The sequence below is a fragment of the Enterococcus sp. DIV0774 genome (genome assembly GCF_050539095.1).
Lineage (GTDB): Bacteria > Bacillota > Bacilli > Lactobacillales > Enterococcaceae > Enterococcus > Enterococcus faecalis.
Genome location: NZ_CP172923.1, coordinates 2,139,652 through 2,152,877, shown reverse-complemented (window position 1 = coordinate 2,152,877; position 13,226 = coordinate 2,139,652). Strand labels below are relative to the sequence as shown.

General features: G+C 37.7%; 11 protein-coding genes. 7 read left to right on the top strand and 4 right to left on the bottom strand.

Annotation, left to right across the window (positions count from 1 at the left end; all coding sequences use genetic code 11):
* Positions 1-3: 3 nt before the first annotated feature.
* The 3 genes from IGL86_RS10275 (at position 4) to IGL86_RS10265 (ending at position 4,987) form a co-directional block, all read left to right on the top strand.
* Positions 4-1,503: an amino acid permease gene (locus tag IGL86_RS10275; RefSeq protein ID WP_002359464.1), complete on the top strand. Its 1,500-nt coding sequence runs from the start codon at positions 4-6 to the stop codon at positions 1,501-1,503.
* Positions 1,436-4,558, top strand: a complete 3,123-nt coding sequence (gene ebgA / locus IGL86_RS10270; RefSeq protein WP_161633944.1) for a beta-galactosidase subunit alpha — start codon at positions 1,436-1,438, stop codon at positions 4,556-4,558. Before IGL86_RS10275 ends, ebgA begins: the two co-directional genes overlap by 68 nt.
* A 180-nt stretch (positions 4,559-4,738) precedes the next feature.
* Positions 4,739-4,987, top strand: coding sequence for a GlsB/YeaQ/YmgE family stress response membrane protein (locus IGL86_RS10265; protein ID WP_002356434.1), 249 nt, complete (start codon positions 4,739-4,741; stop codon positions 4,985-4,987).
* A gap of 71 nt (positions 4,988-5,058) precedes the next feature.
* Here the strand turns inward: IGL86_RS10265 and rlmD are convergent, their stop codons facing one another.
* Positions 5,059-6,429 carry a 23S rRNA (uracil(1939)-C(5))-methyltransferase RlmD gene (gene rlmD, locus IGL86_RS10260; RefSeq protein WP_033625437.1) on the bottom strand — a complete coding sequence of 457 codons (1,371 nt, stop codon included), beginning with the start codon at positions 6,427-6,429 and terminating at the stop codon, positions 5,059-5,061.
* Between the two features lie 131 nt (positions 6,430-6,560).
* Between rlmD and recX the strand changes: the two genes are divergently transcribed.
* The 4 genes from recX (at position 6,561) to IGL86_RS10240 (ending at position 10,463) form a co-directional block, all read left to right on the top strand.
* Positions 6,561-7,361: a recombination regulator RecX gene (gene recX, locus IGL86_RS10255; RefSeq protein WP_010713146.1), complete on the top strand. Its 801-nt coding sequence runs from the start codon at positions 6,561-6,563 to the stop codon at positions 7,359-7,361.
* On the top strand, positions 7,351-8,535 hold the full coding sequence (mutY, locus tag IGL86_RS10250; protein WP_033625436.1) for an A/G-specific adenine glycosylase: 1,185 nt from the start codon (positions 7,351-7,353) through the stop codon (positions 8,533-8,535). Before recX ends, mutY begins: the two co-directional genes overlap by 11 nt.
* Before the next feature lie 180 nt (positions 8,536-8,715).
* Positions 8,716-9,840, top strand: coding sequence for an LCP family protein (locus IGL86_RS10245; protein ID WP_033625435.1), 1,125 nt, complete (start codon positions 8,716-8,718; stop codon positions 9,838-9,840).
* A 137-nt stretch (positions 9,841-9,977) separates the two neighbouring features.
* Positions 9,978-10,463 carry a hypothetical protein gene (locus tag IGL86_RS10240; RefSeq protein WP_002356444.1) on the top strand — a complete coding sequence of 162 codons (486 nt, stop codon included), beginning with the start codon at positions 9,978-9,980 and terminating at the stop codon, positions 10,461-10,463.
* 44 nt (positions 10,464-10,507) lie between these two features.
* Here the strand turns inward: IGL86_RS10240 and IGL86_RS10235 are convergent, their stop codons facing one another.
* The 3 genes from IGL86_RS10235 to IGL86_RS10225 all read right to left on the bottom strand — a co-directional run bounded on the left by IGL86_RS10235 (position 10,508) and on the right by IGL86_RS10225 (position 13,220).
* Entirely contained in the window at positions 10,508-11,032 is a 525-nt protein-coding gene (locus IGL86_RS10235; RefSeq protein WP_002356445.1) for a GNAT family N-acetyltransferase, read from the bottom strand.
* 16 nt (positions 11,033-11,048) lie between these two features.
* Positions 11,049-11,870, bottom strand: a complete 822-nt coding sequence (locus IGL86_RS10230; protein ID WP_002372290.1) for an NUDIX domain-containing protein — start codon at positions 11,868-11,870, stop codon at positions 11,049-11,051.
* A gap of 162 nt (positions 11,871-12,032) precedes the next feature.
* Positions 12,033-13,220 (bottom strand): toxic anion resistance protein, encoded by a 1,188-nt coding sequence (locus IGL86_RS10225; protein WP_002356447.1) that lies wholly within the window; start codon positions 13,218-13,220, stop codon positions 12,033-12,035.
* Positions 13,221-13,226: the final 6 nt, after the last annotated feature.

Genomic DNA, 13,226 nt, shown 5'->3' with positions numbered 1-13,226 from the left:
AAAATGGCAACACATTCACGGGAACGATTAGGTTCTGTCGCATTGATGCTCATGACTTTTTCAGCGGTTTTTGCCTTTCCCAGCATTGTTAACAACAGTATTCAGATTGGCCTAGCAACTATTCCAGGCTATTTATTCGGCTCTATTTTTTACTTTTTACCATTTATTCTAATGATTGCAGAATTTGCTTCTGCTAATTCTGAAAATGAATCAGGTGTTCACAGTTGGTTGGAATCTGTGCTAGGACCTAAATGGGCATTTTTAGGCGCTTGGTCATATTTCTTTGTCAACTTGTTTTTCTTCTGTTCATTGCTACCGAATACATTGATTTATGGTTCATACGCTTTTTTAGGTCAAAACGTTTTTCAAGGAAACCATAGTACTAAAATAATTGCAGTGATTTCTATCCTGTTATTTTGGTTAATGACATGGGTTTGTATTAAAGGGGTTTCGTGGATTTCGAAAGTGACTAGCTTAGCGGGTGGTGCTCGTTTATTTATGGGCGTGGCTTTTGTGGTTTTAGCCTTTGTCGTCGTGTTTGGTTTTGGCAATGAACCAGCACAAGAGTTTACCACGACGTCAATTATGCCAACTTTTAATTGGACTTTTTTCATGACGATGGCGTGGATTTTACAAGCTGTTGGCGGTGGTGAAAGTATCGGCGTATACATTAAGGATGTTAAAGGCGGCAATAAAACGTTTGTCCGCACGATGATTGGTGCAACGATTGCGGTCGGTATCATGTATATTCTTGGTGCCGTTGCTGTAGGTTTGGTAGTGCCAACGGACGTCTTAAAAGGAAATTTTTCAAATGGTATTTTTGATATCTTTAAAATTTTAGGTACGTATTTCCATATTCCCGCAGCAATGATGGTGCGCTTAGTAGGAATTATCTTATTTGTCGGAAGTCTTGGTTCTTTGGCTCTGTGGACGGCAGCACCAGTTAAAGTATTTTTCTCAGAAATTCCTGATGGGGTCTTCGGTAAGTGGCTAGTGAAAACGAACGAAGAGGGAAATCCAACCAATGCTTTGTTAGTTCAAGGAATTATTGTGACGATTTTAGTTGCCATTCCAGCATTAGGAATTGGAAATATGGATAGCTTTTTAGAAACGTTAATTAATATGACAGCTTCTACGTCATTAGTGCCTGTCTTGTTCTTGTTAATCGCCTATATTGGGCTTCGTTGGAAAAAAGAAACAATGCCGAGAAGTTTCCGCTTTGGTAATCGAACCTTTGGCTTAATTGCGGGGATTTTCTTATTAGCCATTTTTATCTTTGTATTCTTTATGTCAACTGTGCCAGATCCAAAATTAATCATGGAAGAAATCAATGGCACGTTACCGAAAGGAACCGCTAGTCCACTGGGCATGTTGGCGTATAACATCATTGGTTTAATTGTCTTTATGGGCTTTGCTTGGATTTGTTGGAAACGGTATGAAACAAAAGAAAAAAATGAAGTTGGTAAAGGAGAAATGGATTATGAAGACTTGGGAAAATTATAAAGTAGATAGTATCAATCGGTTGCCTGGACGAGCACATTTTTCGAGCTTTCCTTCGAAAGAAACAGCCTTACTAAATGAAAATAAATATACACAAGCATACAAAAATTTAAACGGATGCTGGCATTTTCTCTTTTTAGAAGCGCCAGAATACAGCCCAGAAAACTTTTTTGCGACGGACTTTGATACAAGCCAAATGGATCAAATCGCTGTTCCTGGAAATTGGCAAGTCCAAGGATATGGCAAAATGCATTACTCTGATTTATGGTACAATTTTCCCATTAATCCGCCGTATGTACCAACGGAAAACCCAACAGGTATTTACAAACGGACATTTGCTATAGATGAAACATTTCACGATAAAAAAATCATTTTACGTTTTTGTGGCGTAGATTCAGCTTATCATGTTTGGGTGAACGGCCATGAAGTTGGCTACAGTAAAGGTGCACGAAATGAAGCAGAATTTGACATTACGCCTTACGCTAAAATTGGTGAAAAAAATGATTTAACGGTGCGAGTCTATCAATGGTCAGATGGTACGTATTTAGAGGATCAAGATATGTGGTGGTTAAGTGGTATTTTTCGTGATGTTGAATTACTCGGTGTACCAGAAAATGGGCTGGAAGATTTCTTTATTATTTCCGATTTAGATGATTCGTATCAAAATGGCCACTTGGCAATTACGGGTAAATTTTGGCAAGACAAAGGACAACAAGTTCAATTGGAGTTGATGGATCAGCAGAGAAAAACGGTTCTTAAAGAGACTGTCGCAGGAAATCAAGGTACGGTTGAATTTTCAGCAAGTTTACCGTCTGTCACTGCTTGGTCAGCTGAAAAACCATACTTGTATCAACTATTTATTACTGTTTTTTCTGAAGGGGAAGTCGTCGAAGTTATTCCGCAAAAAGTTGGTTTCAGAAATATTCATGTATCTGGTGAGACTTTCTTAGTCAATGGTGTGGCCATTAAACTAAAAGGAATGAATCGTCATGATTATAATCCGAAAAATGGTCGAGTGGTTAGTCGTGAAGAAATTGAAAAAGATATTCGTTTAATGAAACAATTTAATATTAATGCCATTCGAACCAGTCATTATCCAGCATCTGCTTATTTCTATGATTTATGCGATGAATATGGAATGTATGTGATTGATGAAACTGATTTGGAATGTCACGGCTTTGAATTAACTGGAGAATATGATTGGATTAGTAACGATCCAGAATGGGAAACGGCTTATGTTTCTCGGATGGTACGGATGATTCAACGGGATAAAAACCATCCATCAATTCTCTTTTGGTCGTTAGGAAATGAATCTGCGTTTGGTCATAACTTTATTGAAATGGCCCGTATTGCAAAAGAAATGGATCCAACACGTTTGGTTCATTATGAAGGTGATTTTGAGGCAGAGGTCACGGATGTCTATTCTACAATGTATACTTGGTTGGAACACCCAACTAGAGAATTACTGATGAATACGATTATTGAAAATTCAAAAAAACCGCATATTTTATGTGAATATTGTCATGCGATGGGGAATGGCCCTGGGAATTTAAAAGAATACCAAGAGCTATTTTATGCTCATGATAAATTACAAGGTGGCTTTATTTGGGAATGGTTTGACCATGGCATTGAATCGGTAACAGATAACGGTGAAGTTTATTATCGTTATGGCGGCGATTTCGGCGATGATCCAAGTAACAAAGATTTTTGTATTGATGGGATGTTGATGCCTGACCGTACGCCATCTCCTAGCTTGTATGAATACAAAAAAGTCATTGAACCCATTACAACTAGCGCTATTGACGTTCTGTCAGGTGAATTCTCATTATTGAGTCGGTTTGACTTTGAAAACTTGGCTATCTTTAAGCTGGTTTATACAATTACTGAAGATCAAACAGTGATTCAATCAGGGACAGTAGCAGTGCCAGCAATTGCTGCTAGAGAAGAAGGAAGACTGCACTTACCTTATCATTTAGATTTTCCTAAAAAGGCAGGAGCCGCCTATTATTTAACTCTTTCATATCAATTGAAAGAAACGACCGCCTATGCATCTGCTGGTCATGAATTAGCTACCGCACAGTTTGAATTGCCAATTGCAACACCAGGGATTGAGATCACACCAGTTGGCTCGCTAATGGCAAAGGAAATTGGCCCTCATTTATACATTGAAGGACCAAACTTTTCAATTAATTTTGATAAAGTGAAGGGTGCCTTAACGAATGTGACACGAGATGGTAAAAAATTATTGCATAAAGGGCCGAAATTTACATTTTGGCGGGCACCGATCAGTAATGATATGGAAATTATTGATGAAATGAAGAAGAAATATTTCTTACATTTAGAGCATGAAATTGTCCGTTCTTTTGAGTGGAAAAAAGTTGATGATTTTATCCAAGTCATCGTAAAAACAATTAACGGAACGACTAACAGTGCTTGGCATTATCAATGTACCTATCAGTATTTAATTGCACCAAATGGCGAAATTTTCTTCGACTTAAAAGGTAGTCCTGCTGGTAAAATTGAAAATGCGCCAGATATGTTACCACGTTTGGGTGTGACTCTCCATTTAGACAAGTCTCTATCAGAAGTAAAATATTTCGGTAAAGGGCCGAGAGAAAACTATGTAGATTCACAAGAAGCTGGTTTACTTGGCGTTTATGATGCTACAGTGGCGGAAATGTTCACTAATTATGTTGTTCCACAAGCCAATGGTAACCACATGGCGACTAAATGGTCCGCATTCACGGATGATCGCGGCCAAGGGGTAGTAGCAACAGCGGCTGATTCATATAATTTTAGTGTTTCTTATTTTGAAGAACAAGCGCTAGATGTTGCTAAGCATACCAATGAATTACAAGAAAGTGAGTATGTTGTTTTAAATATCGATTACAAACAAAACGCCCTAGGTAGCTACTCTTGTGGCCAGTGGCAATTAGAAAAATACCGGACTACGTTTGAAGAATTCCAATTGGCATTCCGCTTAACACCTTTTAATAATAAAGAGATTCAAGCAGCGGATGTCGCACATGAACGAGTAAAACGACCAGCAATTTCTTAAATAAAAGCTCAGAACAGTGCACTTCGGTCTCCTGTTCTGAGTTTTTTTAATGAAATTATCAGAAATTATTGCTTTTTTTTCATGGAAACAAGCAAACTATTTTGTTATCTAATAAAAGTAGTCCATAATAGTAACATAGCGAATTATTCGCTAGATAAAGCATTTAGGAGGAATTATTTTATGCATACTTTATGGGTTTTAATCGTTGGTGCTGTTATCGGTGCTATCGCTGGCGCGCTTACAAGCAAAGGTCAATCAATGGGTTGGATTGCGAATATCGTTGCCGGTTTAGTTGGTTCATTTATCGGAGAAAAAATCTTAGGTAGCTGGGGTCCTCACGTAGCAGGTATGGCAATTGTGCCATCAATTATTGGGGCAGTAATTTTAGTTGCTGTAGTTTCATTCTTCTTCGGACGAAAAAATAGCTAATTAAGTAAATAATTGTTTAATTAGTTAAAGGCACCAAGTCTCACGAATTTCGTGAAACTTGGTGCCTTTTTTTATTTTCTCGTTAATTTTACGACAACTTCACAACGAGCGGTTTGTGGAAACATATCAACAGATTGTAAATAGTTTACTTGATATACTTTGGCTAATTGAACTAAATCACGTGCTAACGTGGATACATTACAAGAAATATACACCATTTTCTTAGGTGGTTGTTTCAAAAGGGCCGTTAATAATTTACGATCCAAACCAGTCCGTGGGGGATCAACTACAATGGCATCAGGTTTAAAGCCTTCTTTGAACCATTTAGGTAATAAGTCTTCAGCTGTTCCAACAGCATAATGTGTGTTCGTAACACCAAGTCGTTTTGCATTGAATCTAGCATCGTCAATTGCGGCGGGAATGGTATCCATACCACGAACTTGATGCGCTTGTTTCGCTAAACTTAAGCCAATGGTCCCGACGCCACAATAAGCATCAACAACAGTTTCATTTGGTTGTAAATCTAAGGCCTTGATTCCTTCATTATATAAAACTTCCGTTTGTTCTGGATTCAATTGGAAAAATGCTCGCGGCGATAAATCAAAGACAACGTCGTTAATGTGTTCTTCAATGCTTTCTTTGCCCCATAAGTGAAGGGTATCATCACCCATTACTAGAGAGGTTTTTTTATTTTGGACATTTTGCATAATAGAAACAACTTCTGGTAATTGTTCATTAATTGCGCGAACCATTTTTTCTTTTTGTGGAAATTTCTGCGATTGTGTAATGAACACTACTTGGACTTCGCCAGTTTGGATGCCCACTCGAACCATTAATGTTCGAAAGATACCACTATTTTTACGTTCATCATAAATTGGTAATTGAAAGTCATTCAATAAATCAACTAATGTATTCATCACCTTGGTTGTCGCAGGCTGTTGGACCAAACAGTTATCAATCGGTACTAATTGATGTGAATCAGCTTGATAGAGACCAGCTTCTACTTGGCCATCGATTTGGCGTAATTGGAATTGGGCTTTATTTCGATAATTCCAAGGATTCTCCATCCCAATTGTTTTTCGTAGTTCATAGTTTTGATAATTGGCTGGTTTAAATTTGTTAAGCGCCTGCTTTAATAAATCTTTTTTAAAGTCTAATTGTGCTTTGTAGGCTAAATGTTGTAGTTGGCAGCCGCCACATGTTTCATAGACAGGACAAGGAGGGACCACGCGATCTTTAGCAGCTTTTTTGACAGATTGAAGGGTTCCTTCAGCAAATTTGGGTGTAACATTTGTGATCGTGGCAGTCACTTCTTCTTTCGGTAGCGCCCCAGGAACGAAAATAATTAATTTTTTATAATAGCCGATACCTTCGCCATTAATTCCTAATCGTTTAATTTTTAAAGAAATTTGTTGGCCTTTTTTTACTAGTTGTTGGGTCATATTCTTTCATCCTTTAGTCATCTCACATTTTTCACTTCCTCCCATTTTAGCACATTTTTATTTATTTGGCTTCCAAGGATTCTATGGTATAGTAGAATATATGTTCTGATTTAGAGGGGCAGGAGAATAAGATGACAACAATCACACGAATTAGTAAAGATAAAGGTGAATTTTATCTACTTTGGCTATCTTCAGGCGAAAAACTGCGTGTCTCGGAAGATATTTTAGTACGGCAGCGTCTGCTAAAAGGCCAAGAGTTATCAGATACTTTAATAGAAGAAATAAAAAAAGCTAGTTCTTATGATGTCGGGTTACAAATGGCGATGAATTACTTAAGCTATCAATTACGTTCAAAGAAAGAAATTTTTACTTATTTAAAAGAGAAAGAAATTGTACCTGAAGATCGAGTAAAAATCGTTCAACGTTTAGAAGAGCTGCGGTTGTTGGATGATGCAATTTTTAGTGAAAGTTACGTACGGACAGCTATGCGAACCAGTGATAAGGGACCACGAAATGTGGCACAACAATTAAAGCAAAAAGGCATTAGTGAAGAAGATATTCAGCATGGCTTGACCTTTTATACGTTAGATGAACAGCTTAATGTTGCCATAGCAACTGCAGAAAAGGCCATGAAACGCTATCGAACTAAAAGTTTTAAAGATGCACTACAGAAAACGCGTCTGCATCTGATGCAAAAGGGCTTTACAAATGAAATCATTGATCTAGCTTTGGAATCTTTAGCTTTTGAAAAGGACGAAGAACAAGAACAACAAGCGTTAAACAAGGAAGGCGAACGTTTATGGCGTGCCAATCAGCGATTTGATTTTTCTAAAAAAGTCCAAAAAGTCAAACAAAGCTTATTCCAAAAAGGGTTTGACTATGATTTGATTCAGCAATTTATTAGCGAAAAGGAAGTAGAACATGACGAATAAAGAGCCTTGGGAGGCGTGGAGTCCCGAAAAAGTTAGTTCATTCCAGGAAGATTTTTTAGCTTGGTATGAACGAGAAAAACGCAATTTACCTTGGCGAGCGAATACAGATGCATATCGTATTTGGATTTCTGAAATTATGCTACAACAAACTCGCGTAGATACAGTCATTGATTATTTTTATCGATTTATGGAATGGTTTCCGACGATTCAAGATTTAGCGGAAGCGCCAGATGATAAGTTGTTGAAAGCTTGGGAAGGGTTAGGCTACTATTCACGAGCGCGTAATTTAAAAGTGGCAGCGCAACAGATTGTTTCAGAATTTGGTGGGAAAATGCCTGACACAATCGAAGATATTCGGAGTTTAAAAGGAATCGGCCCCTATACGGCTGGTGCGATTGGCAGTATTGCCTTTAATCTCCCCGAACCAGCAATTGACGGTAACGTCATGCGGGTAGTGAGCCGTTTATTTGAAATTGATGCAGATATTGCAAAAGCGAGTAGTCGTAAAGTATTTGAAGCGGCGATGCTTAAAATCATCGATCGTGAGCGTCCAGGGGATTTTAATCAAGCCTTAATGGATCTAGGCTCAGCCGTCTGCACCCCAACTCCCCCTAAGTGTGAAAGTTGTCCGCTTCAGCAATATTGTGCGGCCTATCAGGCAGATAAAATGACCGCTTATCCAGTCAAATCAAAAAAAGTTAAGCCGAAAGATGTGTATTATGTCGGCACTATTATTGAAAATAAAAAGCAAGAATTTTTATTAGAACAACGCCCTGAAACCGGTTTGTTAGCCAATATGTGGCTGTTTCCGATTGAAGAAATTAGCAAAAAACAATTTCAACAATTGCAAAAACTGGCGCAACCAGCAGAAACGGAAAAACAATTAACTTTAGAGTTAGAGCCTGTAACAGAGCCTTTGGTCGCTGAAGAACCTGTCAATGTTTTTGCTGACTATGAAACAGTTGTCTGGCAAAAACGTGCCTTAGGCGAAGTCGTTCATATTTTCAGTCATTTAAAATGGCATATCTTAGTCTTTTATGGCCGAAATACAGGCGAATTAGCCACACTAGAGTCGCAGCGATGGGTGGCAGCACAACAATTTTCAGAGTATGTTTTTCCAAAACCACAGCAAAAAATGGTGGAATTGTTCAAAAAAGAACACAAAAATAAATAACAAAAAAGAGAGGCTTTTAAACAAACAAGCCCCTCTTTTTTGTTTCCTCTAGGTTATACCCCTATATAAATTCTGCTATGTTTAGTTTTGAAGGGGACTGGTAAGATAGACTTGTCTCTTGTCTGCTTAGAGGAGTAGTAATGATGGTGGAGACTTTTCAAGAGAGAGGAAGTACAGCCAATGAGTAGGAAGCGAAAAATCAGCTTAATTAGTTTAGTCATCATTTTGTTTTTTGTCACAGTCGGCTCAGCATACTTTGCTGTAGCGGGTAGCTATTTAAAGAAAACGATTGATAAAGGCTATGTCCCCATAAAAAATGATTATACTGAAGCGCAAAATAAAGATAGTCAATCGTTTTTGGTCATGGGTCTAGACAATACAATTGAACGGAAATTAGGCACAACTAGGACTGATGCTATGATGGTGATTACCGTGAATAACAAGACGAAGAAAATAACCTATTTAAGTTTGCCACGGGATAGTTTTGTTCAAATTGATGCGAAAAATTACCAAGGGATGCAGCGAATTGAAGCTGCCTATACCTACGATGGACCAACAGCTTCTGTTAACACCGTTGAGAAATTATTGAATATTCCAATCAATCATTACGTTGTGTTTAACTTTTTATCTTTTATTAAGTTAATTGATGCGGTTGGTGGCATAGATATCAATGTCAAGCAGGCGTTTGATGGTGTTACCAAAGACGGGCCAGGATCCATTCATTTTGATGCAGGGAAACAGCATTTAGATGGTACGAAAGCTTTATCTTATGCCCGTGAAAGACATAGCGATAACGATATTATGCGTGGATTCCGACAACAAGAAATTATTCAAGCAGTTGAAGACAAGTTGAAATCTGGTCAATCAATCATGAAAATAATGGACATTATTGATTCGTTAAATGGAAACATTCAAACTGATGTGGATTCCAATGAATTGACTCATTTAGTCAAAGAAGGTTTGACTTGGACCAATTATGATAAACAACAGCTTTCTTTTGATTGGCGCACTTTTAGTAATGAAGGGCGCAGTATGGTTGAACTATATCCAGATAGTATTGAAAATGTCCGTCATCAATTACGTGTGTCTTTAAATTTAGAAAAGCCAGATGAACGAGATCAAGACGGCTATGTCTTCCATACGAACGGTGAATTTTTATATCAAAGTGATTATACCGTTCAAGATGAAGCAGCTGAGGAAAACGAAATGACTTCCATCAACGGCAATACGTATATTGGTGTTCCTGGCAATACACAGACTGGCCCGTTGCCATCAGTTAAAACGGAAAATGGCTTTATAAAATAATTTATTTTCCAAGTGTAGAAAATCCGAACATAACAGATTAAATAATCCGCTTACTTATTATTCTTCTAAGGAAAAAACGAAGGATTTTAGCAAGGAAACAGCGTATCATTTGATATAAACCCAACATTCCCTTTATAATGAAAGTAACAAGCAAATTTTTGTTACTTAGAAGGGGAAGGGAGCAAGGAGTTATGTTTAGTTATACAGATACCATTTTGTCAATTATGCAAAGAATTGAAGTATACAACGAAATTTTCAAAGCCATCTCTAAAGAAGTTCAAGAATACGGTTGTAATCAGGCTGCACATCGGAGAGGCCGTGACACTTATATGTTTTGCCGAAATAATGTGAATCGTTTTTTTACAGAAGAAATGATGTTTCGTAAAAATTTAGAGCCGTATTATGATAAAGAAGCAACGAAAATCTTGCTAGAAGGATTAGATACGTATAAAGAAGGAGTATTTTTCTGGTTAGAGGCATTAAGTGAATCTTGCCAAGTGACAGATGAATTGAAATATCAATTAGGAATCCGCCAAAAAGAATCCTCTTATTTATTAATTAATCAAGCTTGTAAAGAAGCCTGTGAGGGCATTCAAAGCGCTCATAGTGTTCATAAGATGTAAAAAGTTAGGGATAGCTGTCAATCTGGCAGTTATCCCTAACTTTTTTATTTCAATATCATCTGATAAGCATAACGTTCGCCATCGTTAACATCTAAAATCACGTCACCTTGATAAACAAAGCCAGCTTTTTTAATCAGGTGCTGCATAGCGAGATTTTGTGGATGTGTATCGATTCGAATATCAGTAGCGCCTTGCAAACGAGCGGCTGTAACCAGTGAGCGCAAAAGCACCAAAGCCAGTCCTTGACCTTGAAAGGAACTTTTTAAAGCAACACGATGAATTGCCGTATACGTAGTTTGAGAATGAGGTTGCCAAGAACCATTAAAAATCGCTTCATAAGCAGGATCAATCTCCGAACATAAAACACCAACGCCTGCCAAGGTATCCTCAACCATTAAAATATAGCAAGTTTGCTGGTCGATATCTTTTGCTAAAATTTCTTGATTCGGGCCATCGCCGTTTTGCCATTGGGGAATGCCACTTTTTTGTAAGGTGCGGCGTCCATCTTCAATGATAGCAAGGATGTCAGGCAAATCAGAAGGTTCTGCTTTTCTTAAGTAAACAGTCAAAAAATATTCCCTCCTCTTAGAAACCTGTTGTTGTTTTCAATTGGTAAATTTTTGAAGGGCGGCCAATGCCAACGGGACGTTCACCTAACTCTTCAAAATATTGTGTCATGGCTTTTTTAAAATTTGAATGGTCAATGCTGCGATAATCAACGCCGAGGAACTTCGCAAAAACTTTACGGGCTTCCGTAATGGTGAAATCTTTTCCTAAGACTTGAAGCACTTGCGGTTCATGTTCCATTTTATCAACAACACGATTAAACGCCTTAATTATAATTTCACTATGGTCGAAGGCTAATGTATCTTTACCAAGAGAGGCCGCTGTTTTCAAGTCTAAAGTAATTTCCACATCTTCATGAGATAACGTGATGTGTTGACCATGCCGTTCAAGATTGAACCAGTGGACTTCTTTGGCATCGTCGCCAGCAATTAAAGGTTCTTCACCAATAAAGGCTAAATAGCTGACTGTCACGACCCAGCCACGAGGATCTCGATCTGGGCGACTAAAGCTGTGTAATTGTTCAATATTTTCTTGAGAAATCACCACACCAGTTTCCTCTTTTGTTTCTCTTAAAACACTATCTTCAGTAGATTCGTTACGATTAACAAAACCGCCAGGAAGCGCCCATGAGTTTCTAAAGGGGTGACCTTTACGTTGAATCAGTAAGACTTTCAATTGATCGGCTTCCTTGTTGTAACAAAGAAGAACCATATCAACGGTTAAAGAGGGTTTTTCATATTCAGGTAATTCTTGTTGATGATACCAAGTTAAGAACTCTTCTAAGCTAGCTTGGCGTTCATAATAATTTTTTTCTTCCGCTTTAGAAGCAAATTGTGGCACAATTGCTCCTCCTTTCAAAAAGAAACATGGTTTTCTTTTATTGTATCATTAAGTGGCTGAAATACAATATTCAAGCGTAAAAAGAAAAGCAAGCCTGGGACAAAAATCACTTTGGATTTTTGTCCCAAGCTTCTACTATAAGAAGTTTGTTCTAAACGTTGTTTATTGTGTTAATTCTAATAATTTATTTTTCAAATCTTCTTCCATATGGCCAAGTTCGATCTCGGCAGCTTGGCGTTTTTCTTTTCCTTCTTGTTGAATACGTAATGTTTCTTGGATAGTTTCAATTAAATCATTTTGTGTTTTTTGTAATGTTTCAATATCGACTAGGCCACGTTCGTTTTCTTTTGCTGTTTCAATTGCAGAAATTTTTAGCATTTCTGAATTTTTCTTCAGTAAGTCATTGGTGGTTTCAGAGACTTGACGTTGAGCAGTCACAGCATCTTTTTGACGGAGTAAGGTCAAGGCGATGACTACTTGGTTTTTCCATAACGGAATCGCTGTATTCACCGATGATTGAATTTTCTCAGCCAAAGCTTGGTTAGTATTTTGGATTAAACGAATTTGTGGGGCTTGTTGAATCGTAATTTGACGAGCCAAGCGTAAATCATGGGTTCTTTTTTCTAAACGGTCTAGGAATTGGTTATAATCATTAACAATTTGGACATCCATTTGATCCCCAGATTCTTCCGCTTTTTTCATGGCTTCAGGGATAATTTGCGTCCGTAGTTCTTCTGCTTTTAATTCCCCAGCGGCAATATAGATGTTTAAGGCATCAAAATAATCTTTATTTTTTTGATACAATTGATCTAACATGGCATTATCTTTTAAAAGACCATCTTTTTCATGGGTTAATTTGACAGCAATTTTGTCAATTTGCGCACCAATTTTTTGATATTTGGCGGTAATTTCGTAAACGGATTGTTTGACTTTACCTAACATTTTTTGAATAAAGTTGCCTTCGCCAGCACGTAATTCATTGGGATTGGCTTCATTTAAACGAAACATTAGATCGGTCAGTGAATCACCAACAGGACCAATGTCTTGTGCTTGAACGTGGTTTAACATCGCTTGCGAAAATTCGCCGAGTTTGATTTGGGCATTTGAACCATAGGTAATTACTGCTTGTGAATCTTGGACGTCAATTTTTGAAGCTAACTCTTTTGCTTGGGCTTGACGTTCTTGTGGTAATTTATCAATTAAACGAGGAGCTGCTTGCTGTTCTTTTAACTCAGATAGTTCATTTTGTTGCGTTGGTGTTAGTTCATCCATTGATGAAAATGGATTACTTAATAAATCATCCAATGTATTGGTTACAGATGTTGTTTCTTTGGGTTGTTGCTCAGTCATTTTTTT

Bases quoted from the DNA above. Each gene is read 5' to 3' on its own strand.
- IGL86_RS10275 (WP_002359464.1), top strand. From the start codon at position 4: ATGGCAACACATTCACGGGAACGATTAGGTTCTGTCGCATTGATGCTC.
- ebgA (WP_161633944.1), top strand. From the start codon at position 1,436: ATGAAACAAAAGAAAAAAATGAAGTTGGTAAAGGAGAAATGGATTATG.
- IGL86_RS10265 (WP_002356434.1), top strand. From the start codon at position 4,739: ATGCATACTTTATGGGTTTTAATCGTTGGTGCTGTTATCGGTGCTATC.
- rlmD (WP_033625437.1), bottom strand. From the start codon at position 6,429: ATGACCCAACAACTAGTAAAAAAAGGCCAACAAATTTCTTTAAAAATT.
- recX (WP_010713146.1), top strand. From the start codon at position 6,561: ATGACAACAATCACACGAATTAGTAAAGATAAAGGTGAATTTTATCTA.
- mutY (WP_033625436.1), top strand. From the start codon at position 7,351: ATGACGAATAAAGAGCCTTGGGAGGCGTGGAGTCCCGAAAAAGTTAGT.
- IGL86_RS10245 (WP_033625435.1), top strand. From the start codon at position 8,716: ATGAGTAGGAAGCGAAAAATCAGCTTAATTAGTTTAGTCATCATTTTG.
- IGL86_RS10240 (WP_002356444.1), top strand. From the start codon at position 9,978: ATGAAAGTAACAAGCAAATTTTTGTTACTTAGAAGGGGAAGGGAGCAA.
- IGL86_RS10225 (WP_002356447.1), bottom strand. From the start codon at position 13,220: ATGACTGAGCAACAACCCAAAGAAACAACATCTGTAACCAATACATTG.